Annotated in this window: 12 protein-coding genes; 9 read left to right on the top strand and 3 right to left on the bottom strand. The window is 70.9% G+C overall.

The features are described 5' to 3' along the window. Positions 1-53: 53 nt before the first annotated feature. The 3 genes from ABS78_RS02120 (at position 54) to ABS78_RS02110 (ending at position 5,809) form a co-directional block, all read left to right on the top strand. Positions 54-1,697, top strand: coding sequence for an ATP-binding protein (locus ABS78_RS02120; RefSeq protein WP_293374394.1), 1,644 nt, complete (start codon positions 54-56; stop codon positions 1,695-1,697). A gap of 134 nt (positions 1,698-1,831) precedes the next feature. Then, positions 1,832-3,907: an ATP-binding protein gene (locus ABS78_RS02115; protein ID WP_293374479.1), complete on the top strand. Its 2,076-nt coding sequence runs from the start codon at positions 1,832-1,834 to the stop codon at positions 3,905-3,907. A 96-nt stretch (positions 3,908-4,003) separates the two neighbouring features. Continuing rightward, on the top strand, positions 4,004-5,809 hold the full coding sequence (locus tag ABS78_RS02110; RefSeq protein WP_293374392.1) for a PAS domain S-box protein: 1,806 nt from the start codon (positions 4,004-4,006) through the stop codon (positions 5,807-5,809). A gap of 4 nt (positions 5,810-5,813) precedes the next feature. Here the strand turns inward: ABS78_RS02110 and ABS78_RS02105 are convergent, their stop codons facing one another. Together ABS78_RS02105 and ABS78_RS02100 are read right to left on the bottom strand one after the other, a co-directional pair. Then, positions 5,814-7,109: a PLP-dependent transferase gene (locus tag ABS78_RS02105; protein ID WP_293374390.1), complete on the bottom strand. Its 1,296-nt coding sequence runs from the start codon at positions 7,107-7,109 to the stop codon at positions 5,814-5,816. A 50-nt stretch (positions 7,110-7,159) separates the two neighbouring features. Next, on the bottom strand, positions 7,160-8,167 hold the full coding sequence (locus ABS78_RS02100; protein WP_293374477.1) for a LacI family DNA-binding transcriptional regulator: 1,008 nt from the start codon (positions 8,165-8,167) through the stop codon (positions 7,160-7,162). 180 nt (positions 8,168-8,347) lie between these two features. On the opposite strand from ABS78_RS02100, the gene ABS78_RS02095 reads away from it, so the two are divergent. From ABS78_RS02095 to ABS78_RS02080, 4 genes are read left to right on the top strand one after another with little or no spacing between them, the layout of a single operon-like run. Then, the gene (locus ABS78_RS02095; protein ID WP_293374388.1) at positions 8,348-9,565 is read left to right on the top strand and encodes an MFS transporter; all 1,218 of its coding nucleotides are present in this window, start codon (positions 8,348-8,350) and stop codon (positions 9,563-9,565) included. Between the two features lie 31 nt (positions 9,566-9,596). Continuing rightward, positions 9,597-10,580, top strand: coding sequence for a sugar phosphate isomerase/epimerase (locus ABS78_RS02090; RefSeq protein ID WP_293374386.1), 984 nt, complete (start codon positions 9,597-9,599; stop codon positions 10,578-10,580). A 26-nt stretch (positions 10,581-10,606) separates the two neighbouring features. Continuing rightward, positions 10,607-11,725, top strand: a complete 1,119-nt coding sequence (locus tag ABS78_RS02085; protein WP_293374475.1) for a Gfo/Idh/MocA family oxidoreductase — start codon at positions 10,607-10,609, stop codon at positions 11,723-11,725. Further along, positions 11,722-12,777 (top strand): sugar phosphate isomerase/epimerase, encoded by a 1,056-nt coding sequence (locus tag ABS78_RS02080; RefSeq protein WP_293374384.1) that lies wholly within the window; start codon positions 11,722-11,724, stop codon positions 12,775-12,777. The genes ABS78_RS02085 and ABS78_RS02080 overlap by 4 nt, the downstream gene beginning before the upstream one ends. 4 nt (positions 12,778-12,781) lie before the next feature. Here ABS78_RS02080 and ABS78_RS02075 read toward each other — a convergent pair whose 3' ends face one another. Further along, a complete protein-coding gene (locus ABS78_RS02075; RefSeq protein ID WP_293374382.1) occupies positions 12,782-13,588 on the bottom strand; it encodes a DUF1080 domain-containing protein in 807 nt (268 codons plus the stop codon). Between the two features lie 152 nt (positions 13,589-13,740). Here ABS78_RS02075 and ABS78_RS02070 point away from each other — a divergent pair, with 152 nt between their 5' ends. Together ABS78_RS02070 and ABS78_RS02065 are read left to right on the top strand one after the other, a co-directional pair. Further along, positions 13,741-15,474, top strand: coding sequence for a GMC family oxidoreductase (locus ABS78_RS02070; protein ID WP_293374380.1), 1,734 nt, complete (start codon positions 13,741-13,743; stop codon positions 15,472-15,474). Further along, the gene (locus ABS78_RS02065) at positions 15,474-16,028 is read left to right on the top strand and encodes a gluconate 2-dehydrogenase subunit 3 family protein (RefSeq protein WP_293374378.1); all 555 of its coding nucleotides are present in this window, start codon (positions 15,474-15,476) and stop codon (positions 16,026-16,028) included. Before ABS78_RS02070 ends, ABS78_RS02065 begins: the two co-directional genes overlap by 1 nt. The last annotated feature ends 3 nt before the right edge of the window (positions 16,029-16,031 follow it).

Genomic DNA, 16,031 nt, shown 5'->3' with positions numbered 1-16,031 from the left:
GGCGAGACGCTTTCCGCGGACCCGGCGGGTCCCCGGCAAGGAGACGAACGGGCATGGCGCAAGAACCCGTCCTGACGCTGGCGCAGGCCGTGGAGCGGCTGGCCGGCGTCGAGGACGCCCTCGAGGTGGCGGCCGTGGTGCGCACGGCGGCGCGGAGCCTCTCGGGCGCCGACGGCGTGGCGGTCGTCCTGAGGGACGGCGACCGGGTGCGATATGTGGACGAGGACGCGGTGGGACCGCTCTGGAAGGGCGGCGTCTTCCCGATGGACGCCTGCATCTCGGGGTGGGCGATCGCGCACCGTCAGCGCGTGGTGATCCCCGACGTCTTCGCCGACCCCCGGATCCCGCACGAACTCTACGCGCCCACGTTCGTGAAGAGCTGCGTCATGACACCCGTGGGCCGCCCGGACCCGCTGGCGTGCATCGGGGCCTATTGGCGCGACGTGCGCGACCCGACGGGCGAGGAACTGGCGGCGCTGGACGCCGTGGCCCGCGCCACGGCCGGCGCGCTGGAGAACCTGCGCCTGCGCCGGGCCCTGGCCGATGCGCTGGCGCGCGCCGAGGCGGCGAGCCGCGCCAAGAGCGATTTCCTCACCAACATGAGCCATGAGATCCGCACGCCGCTCAACGGCGTGGTGGGCGGGCTGGCGCTGCTGGAGGCGACCGCCCAGTCGCCCGAGCAGGCCCGGCTGACGGCCATGCTCCAGGCCTCGAGCGCCGACCTGGAAGGCGTGCTGCACGACGTGCTGGACTTCGCCCGGCTGCAATCCGAGACGGCGAAGCTGGAGGTGACGGCCTTCAACCTGGCCGACGCCGTCCGGGAGGTGGCGCGGCTGTTCGAGCTGAGGTTCGCGCGCAAGGGCCTGGATTTCCGCGTCGAGGTCGATCCGGCGGTCCAGGGCTGGGTGAGGGGCGACCGGGGCGCGGTCAAGCAGGTGCTGGCCAACCTCGTGCAGAACGCGCTGAAGTTCACGCAGACGGGCCGCGTGGTCGTCTCGGTCGATGCGCCGGCGGCGGGGCAGGTCCGTCTTTCGGTGGCCGATACCGGCGTCGGGATCGCCGAGGCGTTGCGCGTGCGCATCTTCGAGAGCTTCGAGCAGGCCGACGGCTCGGCCACCCGCACGACCGGCGGCCTGGGCCTGGGCCTGGCCGTTGTCCGCCGCCTGGTGGAGCTCATGGGCGGCGAGGTCTCGCTGGAGAGTCGCCCCGGCGCGGGCTCGATCTTCACCGTCTCCATGCCGCTGCAACGCGCCGCGCCGCCGCGCGCCGCGCCGGCCCTGCGCACGGTCACCGCCTCGGACGACGAGGCGGCGCGCATCCTGGTGGTGGACGACCATCCGGTGAACCGGACGCTGGTGAGCGCGCTGCTCGACACGATCAGCGCCGAGACGGTGGAGGCCGAGGACGGGCAGGCGGCCTGCGAGGCCTTCGCGCGGGAACGGTTCAGCGCGGTGCTGATGGACATCCAGATGCCGATCATGGACGGTCTCACCGCCACCCGCATGATCCGCGAGTTCGAGCGCGAGTCCGGCGCCCGCCCCACCCCCATCATCATGCTCAGCGCCAACGCGCTGCCCGAGCACATCGAGGCCAGCCGCGAGGCGGGCGCCGACCGGCACCTGGCCAAGCCGGTCTCGCCGGCCCAGCTCTTCGATACGCTTCAGGCGGCGCTGGCCGGCGATCTTCGCGCGGCCTGAAGCGGCGGCGTGCGCCCGAGGACCACACGGGCTGCACAGCCGCCCGGATCACCTTAAGGTTTCCTTCGCGGGCGGCGCGCTAGCGTCTGACGGGTGCCCGCCAGAGGCGCGTCGAGGACGTTCAGGTGTCGGAGATGGAGCGGCGTTCGAGCCAGGCCCTTGTCGCGGCCCTGCTTTGCGGCGGCTACGCGCTGAACCTCTGGCTGACCAACGTCATGCGGGTGGAGGCCGGCGGCGTCGATGCGATCTGGACCGCCAACGCCTTCGTCATCGGCGCCATCCTGCTGCTGCCGCGGCGCTGGACTCCCGTGTGTCTCGCCGCAGGCTTCACGATCCAGGTGGCGATCATCCTCGCCTTCCGCCACACCTTGTTCGATGCGGTGGCCTATTCGCTGCTGAACTTCTTCGAAGCCATCATCGTCACCCATCTGGCGCGGCACCTGAATGCGGTGCGCCTGACCACGCCCGGCCGCTTCGCGCGCCTGATCTTCCTGGCGCTCCTGCCGGTTCTGATCGTGGGGTCCGGGATCGTCGGGCTCGTCGCCCATGTCCTGTACGGCGAATTTCCGACGGCGATGGTCCTGAACCGGCTGGCGGCCAAGTTCCTGGGCATGTCGCTGGTGTTGCCGGCGATCCTGCTGCTGGGCCACCGCGTCGCGCCCATGGCCGCAGCGAGGCCACTGTGGGAGGCCGTGGCCGGCGGCGTGCTGGTGACCGGGCTGGCCGCCCTGCTGGCGACGCCGGCTGCGCCCCTGGCCCTTCTCAGCCTGTTCCCCGCCGTGACGCTGCTGGGGCTGCGCATGGGACCGAGGGCGGTGATCCTGGCCATGGTGCTGATCTGCGCGGCCATGCTGTCGGTGGGGCTGACGATCGGGCGCTCGCCCATCCTCGCGGGCCAGATGAGCCTGAGCGAGCAGATCACGGTGATGCAGGTCTATCTGGCGATGATCTTCGCCACGGGCATCGTCACCGCCCTGACCGCCACGCACCAGCAGCGTCTGCGGGCGCTTCTCGCCAGTCGCGCCCGCAGCGACCGGCGGGCGCGCGACCGCGCCCAGGCCGCATCGGTGGCCAAGACCGAGTTCCTGGCGACCATGAGCCACGAAATCCGCACCCCGCTGAACTCGATCATCGGTTTCGCCCAGGTGCTGGAGCGGACCGACCTGCCCGAGGTGGCGAGGCGGCAGATCGGAGTCATCCGGCGGTCGGGCGACGCCCTGCTCACCGTCGTGAACGATATCCTGGACTTCTCGAAGGTCGAGGCCGGACGCCTCGAACTGGACCCCAAGCCCGTCGACCTCATGGACGTATGCCGCGACGCCCTGGCGATCGTGGAGGAGGCGGCGGAGCGCAAGGGGCTGGCCCTGGAGATGACGGTGGCCGGCGATCTGGCCGAGGCCTACGTGTGCGACGACCATCGTCTGTGCCAGGTCCTGCTGAACTTCCTCAACAATGCGGTGAAGTTCACCGACGCGGGACAGGTCACCCTGGCGCTGACCGCGACGCCGGCGGGCGAGCGGGACCTGATCCGCTTCGCCGTGGTCGACACGGGCGTGGGTATCCCCGAGGACGCGCAGTCGGTGCTGTTCGATCGCTTCCGGCAGGTGGACGGCTCGATCGGCCGGACCTACGGCGGGACAGGCCTGGGACTGGCCATCTGCAAGGGCCTCGCGCAGGTCATGGGCGGCGAGGTGGGCGTGCGCTCCATACCCGGCGCGGGATCGGAATTCTGGATGGAAGCGCCGTTGGCGCGGACGACGCGGCCGGCGCGGAGCGGTCAGGCCGAGGCGGACGTGGGCGCGATGACGGCGCATATCCTGCTGGTGGACGATCATCCGGTGAACCGCGACCTGGGGCAGGCCGTCCTGGCGATGCTGGGCTGCACGGTCGATCTCGCGTGCGACGGCCACGAAGCGGTGGAGATGGCGCGGGTGGGCCGCTACGACGCCATCCTGATGGACGTGCACATGCCGGGCATGGACGGCCTGGCGGCCACACGCGCGATCCGCGAGCTGGAAGGGACGGTGGCCCGGACGCCGGTGATCGCCATGAGCGCGGACGTCCTGCCCGAGCAACTGGCGCGAATGCAGGCGGCGGGCATGGTCGACAGCGTGGCGAAGCCGATCAACATCGAGAAGCTCCACGCCTGCCTGACAGCCTGGGTGGGGCGCGACGCCGACGGGGCGCCGGTGGCCTCGGCTGCGGCCTGATCGGCGCGGGCGATCCGCAAGCGATCGACATCGAAAGGTTGTGGTGCGGCCGTAACGCGCCTCATAATGGCGTCGGGTCTTCAGCCGGGGGGATGAATGCCGGGCCATTCCCATATGCTCCAGTCGGAACGAAGCGCGCTCGAGACGATGCAGAGGCTGGAGGGTATCCTTGCCTCGGCGATGGATGCGATCATCACCGTCAACGACCAGCAGCGGGTGGTGGTGTTCAATCCAGCCGCCGAGCGGATGTTCGGCCTGCCGTCGTCCGAGGCCCTGGGCGAACACATCTCGCGGTTCATCCCCCTGCGGCACCATGCGGCGCACGCCGAGCATATCCAGCGGTTCATCGAAACGGGCGACACCAACCGGCAGATGGGATCCCTCGGCGCCGTGAGCGGCCTTCGGGCCAGCGGCGAGGAGTTTCCCATCGAGGCCTCGATCTCTCAGGCGCAGATCGGCGACGAGCGCCTGGCCACGGTGATCCTGCGCGACATCACCGAGCGTCGCGCCGCCGAGGAAGCCGTGCTCGAAAGCCGGCGGCGCATGCAGGCCATCGTCGAGTCGGCGATGGACGCCCTGATCACCGTGGACGAGCGGCAGCACATCCTGGTGTTCAATCCCGCGGCGGAACGCATGTTCGGCGTGGCGGCGTCGGATGCGATCGGCTCGCCCATCGAGCGCTTCGTGCCCGAGCGGTTCCGCGCGGGGCACGGCCGGCACATCGACCGGTTCAAGGAAGCCGGCATGACCAACCGCCGGATGGGCGCGCTGGGCGCCGTCAGCGCGCTGAGGGCGAACGGCGAGGAGTTTCCGGTCGAGGCCTCGATCTCGCAGGTGAAGGTCGGCGGCGCGACGCTGGGGACGGTGATCCTGCGCGACATCACCGAGCGGCGAGCGAACGAGGAGGCCCGGGACCTGCTGGCGCGCGAGGTGGATCACCGGGCGAAGAACGCGCTGGCGGTCGTGCAGGCGGTGATCTCGCTCACAAGGGCCGCCAGCAAGGAGGCTTTCGTCACGGCGGTGCGCGGTCGGATCTCGGCGCTGGGTCGCGCCCATTCGCTGCTGGCCCAGAACCGCTGGCAGGGCGGCGACCTCGCCCAGATCGTCATGGACGAGATGGCCGGCTACGGCCGCGACGGCCATGTGGAGATCACGGGCCCCAGCGTCGCCCTGCGCCCCAATGCGGTGCAGCCGATCAGCCTCCTGGTGCACGAACTCGCCACCAACGCGGTGAAGTACGGCGCCCTGTCGGTGGAGGGCGGACGCGTTCGCGTGGCCTGGACCCTCCGCCGGGACGGCGCGCTCGGACTCGTCTGGGAGGAGCAGGGCGGCCCGCCGGTGGCGGCGCCCGGTTCGCCCGGCTTCGGCTCGACCCTGGTGCGCGAGGTGGCGACCCGCCAGCTCGCCGGCGAACTGGACATCCAGTGGCCGGCCACGGGCATGCGCCTGACCGCGATCCTGCCGCAGGCGGCCCATCGCAGCGAACTGTCCGGCGCCGGCTCGGTCAGTCCGGAGGCGGCCGACGACGTCGTGGGCGCGTCACCCCGCCGGGGGCGGCTGCTGGTGGTCGAGGACGAGGCGCTGGTGGCCATGGCCGTCGCCCAGGACCTCACGAATCTCGGTTGGGACATCCTGGGTCCCGCGGCCAGCATCGAGGAGGCGCACCGCCTGCTGACCGCCGGCCCGCTTCCCGACGCCGCCGTCCTGGACGTCAACCTGAGCGGCGACCTGGTCTATCCGCTGGCCGAATGGCTGCGGGCGCAGCAGGTGCCGTTCGTCTTCTGCACGGGATACGAGCAGCTCGAGAGCCATCCCGCCTACGAGCAGTGGCCACGGGTGCGCAAGCCCGTGGACGTGCAGCTGCTCGACACCGAGCTGCTGCGCGCCCGGGAGGCCGCGTAGGGGATCAGGCCGCCGCGTCCAGCGCCGACTCCAGGTCGGCCAGGATGTCGTCGATGTGCTCGATTCCGATGGAGAGGCGCACGTAGCCCGGCGAGACGCCGGTGGCGACCTGCTCGGCCTCGGTGAGCTGGGAGTGGGTGGTCGAGGCCGGGTGGATGGCCAGGCTGCGCGCGTCGCCGATGTTGGCGACATGGTAGAAGAGCTGGAGAGCGTCGATGAAACGGCGGCCCGCCTCGACGCCGCCGTCCAGCTCGAAGCCGACGAGGCCGCCGTATCCGCCCTTGAGATAGCGGTCGGCGCGGGCGCGGGCCTCGGCGCCGGCCTGGGTCGGGTAGATCACCCGTGTCACCCGCTTGTGGCTCGCCAGATAGTCGGCGACGCGGGCGGCGTTGGCGCAGTGGCGCTCCATGCGCAGGTGGACGGTCTCCATGCCCTGGAGGATCTGGAAGGCGTTGAAGGGCGAGAGCGCCGCGCCGAGGTCGCGCAGCAGGATGACCCTGGCGCGCAGGATGTAGGCGATGGGCCCCAGCGGCTTCACCGCCTGGGTCCAGACCGCGCCGTGGTACGAGGGGTCGGGCGTGTTGAGCAGCGGCTGGCGGGCGGCGTGCGCCTCCCAGTCGAAATTGCCGCCGTCCACGATCAGGCCGCCGATCGAGGTGCCGTGGCCGCCCAGGTACTTGGTGGCCGAGTAGACGACGATGGCCGCGCCGTGGTCCAGCGGCCGGCACAGCAGGGGCGCGGCGGTGTTGTCCATGATCAGCGGCACGCCCAGTTCACGCCCGATGGCGGCGACCTCGGCGATGGGGAAGACGTCCAGCTTGGGGTTGGGCAGGGTCTCGGCGTAGTAGGCGCGCGTGCGGTCGTCGGTGGCGCGGCGGAAGTTCTCGGGATCGTCGGGCGAGACGAAGCGCACCTCGATTCCCAGGTCCTTCAGGGTGTTGGCGAACAGGTTCCAGGTGCCGCCGTAGAGCGCGGTGGAGCTGACCACGTTGTCGCCGGCGCGGGCGAGGTTCTGGATCGCGAAGGCCGAGGCCGCCTGGCCCGAGGCCACCGCCAGGGCGCCGACGCCGCCTTCGAGCGCGGCGATGCGCTTTTCCAGCACGTCGGTCGTGGGGTTCATGATCCGGGTGTAGATGTTGCCCAGTTCCTCCAGGGCGAAGAGGGCCGCGGCGTGCCGCGTGTCCTGGAACTGGTAGGATGTGGTCTGGTGGATCGGCACCGCCACCGAGCCCGTGGTGGGGTCCGCGCGCCAGCCGGCGTGGACGGCGAGTGTGTCGGGGCGAAGGCCGGGGCCGGACATCAGGCGTCTCCTCTCGTTCGTTGAGAGGCGGACTACCCCCCACCGGGGTGTCAGGCAACCGGCGCGGCGGTGCTGGCGCGGATCACCAGGCGGTGGGGCAGGGTGACATGGCGCGCTGCGCCGGCTTCGCCCGACAGGACTTCCAGCAGCAGGCGCACCGTCTCGTGTCCGATCTCGGCCATCGGCTGGCTGACGGTGGTGAGCGGCGGGTCCAGGTAGGCGGCGAATCGGATGTCGTCGAAACCCACGAGCGAGACGTCCCGCGGGCAGGCGAGGCCCAGGCCGCGCAGGGCCGCCAGGGCGCCCATGGCCATCTCGTCGCTGAAGCAGAACAGGGCCGAGGGCGGCGCGGCGGTCGACAGCAGGTCGCGGGCGAGGGCCGCTCCGGCCTCGACCGAGAAGTCTCCCGTGGCGACGGCGAGACCCTCCACGGCGCCGGCCGTCCGGGCGGCGGCGCGCACGCCGGCCAGGCGGTCGCGGCTGAGCGGGCTGGCCAGCGGGCCGGTCACCACGCCCACGCGCCGGTGGCCCAGCGCGTAGAGATGGGCCATGGCCTCGGTCGCGGCCTTCTCGTTGTCGATGTGCGCGGACGAGACCCCCAGGGCGGGGCTGTACTCGCAGCCGTTGACGATCGGCGCCCCCGGGCCGAGGGCCGCGGCCATCTCGGCCAGGGTGTCGGAAAGGCGGTGACCCAGGAAGATCAGGCCGTCGGCCTCCTTCCGCCGCAGCATCGCCGCATACTGGTCCTCGCGCTCGGGCTCGTGGCGGGTGTCGCCGAGCAGGACGGAGTAGCCGGCGGCGCTGGCGGCCTCTTCCACGCCCCGGATCACCTGCGAGAAGAAGGGGTTCGAGATGTCGGGCACCGTCACCAGGATCTTCTGGGTGCGCAGCGTGCGCAGCATCTTGGCCGCGACGTTGGGCGAGTAGCCCAGGCTGTCCACCGCCGCCAGGACGCGCGCGCGCGTGGCCTCGGCGACGCGGCCGGGCGCGCTCAGCACGCGCGAGACCGTCGCGGTCGAAACCCCCGCGCTGCGAGCCACATCCTGAATCGTCGCCATCGCCGCGACACTGGCGACGCCGCCGCGCGGATGCAACCGGCGTGACCGCTTGCCCGGCCGTTGCCGTGCGGGATCGGCTCTGCTACCCATGCAATCGATTACATCGACGAGGCGGCGCCGCCCGAACGAGCGCCGTCCGACCCGCAGGGAACCGGCCCGCAGGGAACAGGGGGAGGCGAGATGACGGTCCAGGCGCGGCTGTTCCTGATGATGGTGCTCCAGCTCGCCGTCTGGGGCGCCTGGGCGCCCAAGCTGTTCCCCTACATGACCATGCTGGGCTTCGCGCCGTGGCAGCAGTCGCTGGTGGGAAGCTGCTGGGGCCTGGCGGCGCTGGCGGGGATCTTCTTCTCGAACCAGTTCGCCGACCGCAACTTCGCCGCCGAGAAGTTCCTGGCCGTGAGCCACCTGCTGGGCGGGCTGGCGCTGGTGGCGGTGGCGTTCTCCACCACCTTCTGGCCGTTCTTCCTGGCCTATCTCGTCTACAGCCTGCTTTACGTGCCGACGCTGTCGGTCTCGAACTCCATCGCCTTCGCCAACCTGAGCGACCCGGCCCGGCAGTTCGGGGCGGTGCGGATGGGCGGCACGGTCGGCTGGATGCTGGTGAGCTGGCCCTTCGTCTTCCTGCTGGGCGCCCAGGCCGACGCGCATCAGGTGCGCTGGATCTTCCTGGTGGCGGCGATCGTCTCGTTCGCGCTGGCGGCCTACAGCCTTACCCTGCCGCACACCCCGCCGCGCAAGGACGCCGAGGGGTTGGACAAGCTGGCCTGGCGGCGCGCGCTGGGCCTCTTGGGCGCGCCGTTCGTGGCTGTGCTGTTCGTGGTGACCTTCATCGATTCCGTGATCCACAACGGCTACTTCGTGATGGCCGACGCCTTCCTGACCGAGCGGGTGGGGATCGCGGGCAACCTGTCGATGGTGGTGTTGAGCCTGGGTCAGCTCGCCGAGATCCTGACCATGCTGGTCCTGGGCGCCGTGCTGGTCCGGCTGGGATGGAAGGCGACGATGATCGTCGGCGTCCTGGGCCACGCCGCCCGGTTCGCGGTGTTCGCCTTCTTCGCCGACAGCATGCCGGTCATCATCGCGGTGCAGCTCCTGCACGGCGTCTGCTACGCCTTCTTCTTCGCCACGGTGTACATCTTCGTGGACGCCGTGTTCCCCAAGGACGTGCGGACCAGCGCCCAGGGCCTGTTCAACCTGCTGATCCTGGGGATCGGCAGCGTAGTGGCCAGCTTCCTGTTCCCGGCGTTGATGGGGACCCTGCGCGACGGCGTCACCGGCATGGTGGACTATCGCACGCTGTTCCTGGTTCCGACCGGCATGGCGCTGGCCGCCGTCGTCCTGCTGGCCTTCTTCTTCCGGCCGCCCGAGCGCGGCCCCACCGGACCGGTCGCCCCATGACCGGACCTTTCCCGATCACCGGAGACCTCGCATGCGGACACGCCTGTCTGACCCCTCGCGCCGCGGATTCCTGGCGGCCGGCGCCGCGCTGGCGGGGGCGGCGATGACCGGTCCGGCCGCGGCGGCGCAGCCGTTCTTCAAGCGTGTCGGCCTGCCGATCGGCATCCAGCTCTACACCCTGGGGCCGGACGCGGCGAAGGACCTGGACGGCACGCTCGCGGCGGTCGCCGCCATGGGCTACCGCAACGTGGAGCTGGCCGGTTTCCTGGGGCGCAAGCCCGTGGAGATGCGCGCGGCGCTGGACCGCGCGGGGCTGAAATGCGCTTCGGCCCACGTGCAGGCGCGCGCCCTGGGTCCCGACGGCGGCTTCGACGGCGATCTGGACAAGCTGGCCGAGGGCCTGGCCGCCGTGGGGGCCGTCAACGCCGTGATGCCCAGCCCACGCATTCCCGACCGTCTGGCCGGCCGCCCGGCCGAGGGCGAGAGCATCGGCGACTTCTACCGGCGCGTGACCGGCGCGCTGACCCTGCACGACTGGCAGATGAACGCCGCCTTCCTGAACGAGAAGGGCGCGGTGCTGAAGAAGGCCGGGATCAGGATCGGCTACCACAACCACAACTTCGAATTCCGGCCGCTCAGTGGGAACAGTGGGGGCGAGACCACCGGCATGGAGGTCCTGCTGAAGGAGACCGACCCGGACGTCGTGACGTTCGAGATCGACGTCGGCTGGGTGGCCGCCGCGGGCCTGGACCCCATCGCCCTGATGCAGAAGCACAAGGGCCGCTTCACCATGATGCACGTGAAGGACCTGAAGGCCGGGACCGAACCCAACTTCGCGCTCAGCATGCAGCCCACCGAGATCGGCTCGGGCAAGCTGGACTGGAAGCGGCTGTTGCCGGCGGCGTATGCGGCCGGGGTGCGCGGCTTCTACGTCGAGCAGGAGCCGCCGTTCGAGCGGCCGCGGATCGAGGCGGCGAAGATCAACCACGACTTCCTGGCCGGGGTGACGGCTTGAGCGCACGCGGGCCCATAAGGCTGGCCATGGCCGGCGGCGGGCCCGGAGCGTTCATCGGCCCCGTCCATCGCATGGCCGCCGAGCTGGACGGCAAGATCCGACTGGTGGCGGGCGCGTTCAGCCGTGACGCCGGCCGTAACGCCGAGGCGGCGCGCGACTGGGGCGTGGCGCCGGAGCGGGCCTATGCCGATGTGGACGCCCTGATCGCCGGCGAGGCGGGGCGCCCCGACGGCGCCGAGCTTCTGGCGGTCACGACGCCGAACCACGTCCACTTCGCCCAGTCGGCGGCGGCGCTGAAGGGCGGGCTGCACGTGATGAGCGACAAGCCGGCGACGCTGACGCTGGCCCAGGCGCGGGAGCTGGCGGGGGTCGTGTCGGCGTCGGGGCGCCTCTACGGCCTGACCTATGTCTACACCGGCTATCCGATGGTGCGCGAGGCGCGCGAGATCGTGCGGCGCGGCGACCTGGGCGCGGTGCGCAAGGTGGTGGTGGAGTACGCGCAGGGCTGGCTGAGCGAGCCGGTCGAGCGGCAGGGCAGCAAGCAGGCCGAATGGCGCGCCGACCCCGCGCAGGCGGGGGCGGGCGGCTGCATCGCCGACATCGGGGTGCACGCCTTCAACCTGGCGGAGTTCGTCTCGGGCGACCGGGTGGGGCGGCTTTGCGCCGACGTGGCGGCGGTGGTGCCGGGCCGGATGCTGGACGACGACTGCAACATCCTGCTGCGGTTCGGCGGCGGAGCGCGGGGCGTGCTGATCGCCTCGCAGATCTCGGCCGGCGCGCGCAACGGGCTGAACATCAAGGTCTATGGCGAGCGGGGCGGCCTAACGTGGTCGCACGAGCGGCACACCGAGCTGACGGTCGACTGGCTGGACGGGCCGACCCAGGTGCTGCATGCGGCGTCGTCCTATCTGGGTGCGGCGGCGCGGGCCGGGTCGCGGATTCCCACGGGCCATCCTGAGGGGTTCGTCGAGGCCTTCGCAAACCTCTATGGCGACCTGGCCGACGCCATCGTCGCCGGGCGCGGCGATGCGGGACTGGTCCCCGGTATCGAGGACGGCGTGCGCGGCATGGCCTTCGTAGAGCAGGCGGTGGCCGCCAGCCGCACGGACGCCGGCTGGATCGAACTGGACGGGAGCCTCGCATGAAGACGCTGAAGGGCCCCGGGATCTTCCTGGCGCAGTTCGTCGGGGCCGAGCCGCCGTTCGACCGGCTGGAGACCCTGGCCGACTGGGCGGCGAGCCTCGGCTATGTGGGCCTGCAACTGCCGACGGGCGGGGCGGATTCGATCTTCGACCTCGAGCGGGCGGCCGGGAGTCAGGCCTATTGCGACGACGTCGCGGGCATGCTGGCCGACAAGGGCTTGCAGGTCACCGAGCTGTCCACGCATCTCCAGGGCCAGCTGGTGGCGGTGCACCCGGCCTACGACGAGCTGTTCGACGCCTTCGCGCCCGCCGAGGTGCGCGGCCGTCCGCAGGCGCGGCAGGAGTGGGCCGTGCGTCAGGTCAAGGCGGCGGCCGTCGCCAGCCGGCGGCTGGGCCTGTCCGCCCACGCCACCTTCTCGGGCGCGCTGGCCTGGCCCTACCTCTATCCCTGGCCGCAGCGGCCGGCGGGACTGGTGGAGGAGGCGTTCGGCGAACTGGCGCGCCGCTGGCGGCCGATCCTGGACGCCTTCGACGAAGCGGGCGTCGACGTCTGCTACGAGATCCATCCGGGTGAGGACCTGCACGACGGCGCCACCTACGAGCGGTTCCTGGATCTGGTGGGCGGCCATCCGCGGGCCTGCCTGCTGTACGATCCCAGCCACTTCGTGCTGCAACAGCTCGACTACCTCGCCTACATCGACCTCTACCACGAGCGCATCCGGGCCTTTCACGTGAAGGACGCCGAGTTCCGGCCGGACGGACGGTCGGGCGTCTACGGCGGCTACCAGGGCTGGGTCGAGCGGCCGGGGCGGTTCCGCTCGCTGGGCGACGGGCAGGTGGACTTCGGGGCCATCTTCTCGAAGCTGGCGGCCTACGACTATCCGGGTTGGGCGGTGCTGGAATGGGAATGCGCGCTGAAGCATCCCGAGGATGGCGCGCGGGAAGGCGCGCCCTTCATCCGCGACCACATCATCCGGGTGACGCCGCACGCCTTCGACGACTTCGCCTCGGCCGGAACCGACGCGGCGCGCAACCGGCGGCTGCTGGGACTCTAGAAGCTCAGCGAAGCGGCTGGAGCCGGATGTTCCGGAACTCGACGGGGTGGCCCTCGCTCTGAAGCGCGATGTAGCCGCCGGTGACTTCCAGCCGGCCCCCCTGCGCGGCGATGACGCGGCGGGCGTCGGCGGCGGCCAGCGGGTCGTCGGGATCGAGGGCCGGGGCGCTGTAGCGGTGGACCGGCCGGCCGTCGATCGACTGGATGATGTGGCCGTCGGGACGGACCTCCAGTTCCAGGTCGACCCAGGTCCCGTTGGGGATCGTCGGGCCGGACGAAGGCGTGCAGTGGCCAGGCTGACGCTTGCCGTCCGGCATGGTGACCACGATGCCCGGCGTGCAGAGGGCGCCGGTGGGGCGCGGGCCGGGGCCGTGGGCGCCCAGGATCTGGAACTCGATGGAGACGGGGAAGGCCTGGTCCAGGCCCATGCTCCCGGGGCTCTGGGCATGGAACATCACCCCGCTGTTGCCGATGGCCCAGGCGGGCGTGTCGGGGAGGGGCGGCTCCAGCACGCGGTACTGAAGCCGGAGGCGGTAGGTGCTGAACGGCGTCTTGTAGAACAGGTGGCCGAAGCGGTTCTGGAACCGGTCGTAGCCCGCGTAGCTGACGCGGATGGCCCCGTCCCGGACGACGAAGGTGTCGCGCCAGTTCTCACCCGGCGGGTGGCCTGCGATCTTGGGCGTCCAGCCTTCCAGGGACCGGCCGTCGAAGAGGACGATCCATTCCGGCTCGGCCGGCGTGTGGGCGCAGCCGGTCAGAGCCGCTGCGGAAAGGGCGAGCGCGGCGCAGCCGGCCGCGAGGCGGCGAAGCATCGGAACGGTCCTCCCGGGGCGGCGGCTCTCGTGGATTCGACCCCGTCCCCGCTTGCAATGTAATCGATTGCATGTGAGCCTGCACCTCATTCGAACCGGCAGCGCGAACGACCGCCGGACGGAGCTGTTCAGGCTTCGAGGGGGAGACGTCGATGGCCAATCTCAACACCCGCTGGCGGCAGGAGAACACCTACGACGCCATCGTCGTCGGCAGCGGCATGACCGGCGGCTGGGCGGCCAAGGAGCTGAGCGAAAAGGGCCTGAAGACCCTGGTGCTGGAGCGCGGGCGCATGGTGCGCCACCTTGAGGACTATCCCACCGCGGCTACGCATCCGTGGGAGGTGAAGTATCCCCGCGCCAAGCTTCCGCCGGACGAGCTGAAGGCGAAGTACCCGGTCCAGAACCGGACGGGCTATGCGCTGACCGAGTACACCCAGCACTTCTTCGTCCGCGACGACGAGAACCCCTACACCGAGGATCAGCCGTTCGACTGGATCCGCGGGTATCACGTGGGCGGCCGCTCGCTGCTGTGGGCGCGGCAGAGCTACCGGTGGTCGGACCTGGACTTCGAGGCGAACGCGAAGGAGGGCGTCGGCGTCGACTGGCCGATCCGTTATCGCGACATCGCCCCCTGGTACGACTACGTCGAGCGCTACATCGGCGTGAGCGGCCAGGCCGAAGGCTTGCCCCAGCTTCCCGACGGCGTGTTCCAGCCGCCGATGGAGATGAACTGCGTCGAGAAGGTGCTGAAGGCCAAGACCGAGGCGCGCTTTCCCGAACGTCGGGTCACCATCGGCCGCTGCGCGCACCTGACCGAACCCACCGAGGAGCAGATCGCCTTGGGCCGCGGCAAGTGCCAGCACCGGAACATGTGCATGCGCGGCTGTCCGTTCGGAGCCTACTTCAGCTCGAACGCGGTGACGCTGGTGGCGGCCGAGAAGACGGGGAACTTCAAGTTGCGCCCGCACTCGATCGTGACCGAGATCCTGTACGACGAGGCCAAGGGTCGGGCGGACGGCGTGCGCGTCCAGGACGAGACGACCGGCGAGACCATGGAATTCTACGCCAAGGTCATCTTCGTCTGCGCCTCGGCGCTGAATTCGACCTGGCTGATGATGAACTCGACCAGCCGGCGCTTCCCCAACGGCTTCGGCAACGGCAGCGACCAACTGGGCCGCAACATCATGGACCATCACCTGGGGGTGGGCGCCATGGCCGAGGCGCCGGGGTACGAGGACCGATACTATTCGGGTCGCCGGCCCAACGGGCTCTACATTCCGCGCTTCCGCAATCTGGGCGATGCGGCCACGAAGCGGACCGACTATCTGCGCGGCTTCGGCTACCAGGGCGGCGCCGGCCGGCCGAACTGGGATCGCAACCTGCACGCCGCCGGCCTGGGCGGGGCGCGCAAGGACGAACTGAGCCAGCCCGGCCCGTGGATGGTGCGCATCGGGGGCTTCGGCGAGATCCTGCCGCACGCCGACAACCGGGTGACGCTGAACCGGGACCGCAAGGACCGGTACGGCCTGCCCACGCTGCGGTTCGACGCCGGCCTGCGCGAGAATGAAACCGCCATGCGCCGCGACATGAAGACCGCGGCGGTCGAGATGCTGGAGGCCGCCGGCTTCACCAACGTGATCGGCTACGAGACCCCGTCGCCGCCGGGCCTGGGCATCCACGAGATGGGGACCGCCAGGATGGGCCGCGACCCGAAGACGTCGGTGCTGAACGCGCATAACCAGGTGCATGAGTGCCGCAACGTCTATGTCACCGACGGGGCGTGCATGACCTCGGCCTCGTGCGTGAACCCGTCGCTGACCTACATGGCGCTGACCGCGCGCGCCTGCGCCCATGCGGTCGAAGCCAGCCGCAGGGGAGAGCTGTGATGCAGAGTCGTCGCGACGCGCTGCTGAGCTTCGCCGCGGTCTGGGGCGCGCTCAGCCTGCCGGCGGGGACCGCGGCGGCGGGTGCGCAGCCGGCCGTGACCGTCGGCGCGAATCCGGGCTGGACCCCGACCGGCGTCAGCCCGAGCCAGGCGCAGGTGCTGGACGCCCTGTCCGAACTGATCGCGCCGGGCACGGACACCCCGGGCACCCGGGAGGCGGGTGTCCCCGCCTATGTGGACCGCACCATCGCCGGCTACTGCACGGCCGTCGAGGCCGGCGAATTCCGCAGCGTGCTCGATGCGCTGGACGCCGACGCCCGCGCCCGGCACGGGAAGGGGTTCGCCGCGCTCTCGACGTCCGAGCAGACCGCCATCGCCGCGACCTACGACAAGGGGCAGAAATTCAGCCCCTTCGGGCGGCTGAAGGAGGTGGTGCTGGTGGGCTACTTCAGCTCGGAGCCGGGGGCGACCCTGGCGGTGCGCTACGATCCCATCCCGGGCGACTACAAGGGCTGTATTCCGCTCTCGGAGGTCGGACGCGCCTGGGCGCTCTGAGGC

Source organism: Phenylobacterium sp. SCN 70-31 (assembly GCF_001724605.1).
GTDB lineage: Bacteria > Pseudomonadota > Alphaproteobacteria > Caulobacterales > Caulobacteraceae > Phenylobacterium.
This window is presented reverse-complemented; position numbering and strand designations above follow the sequence as displayed.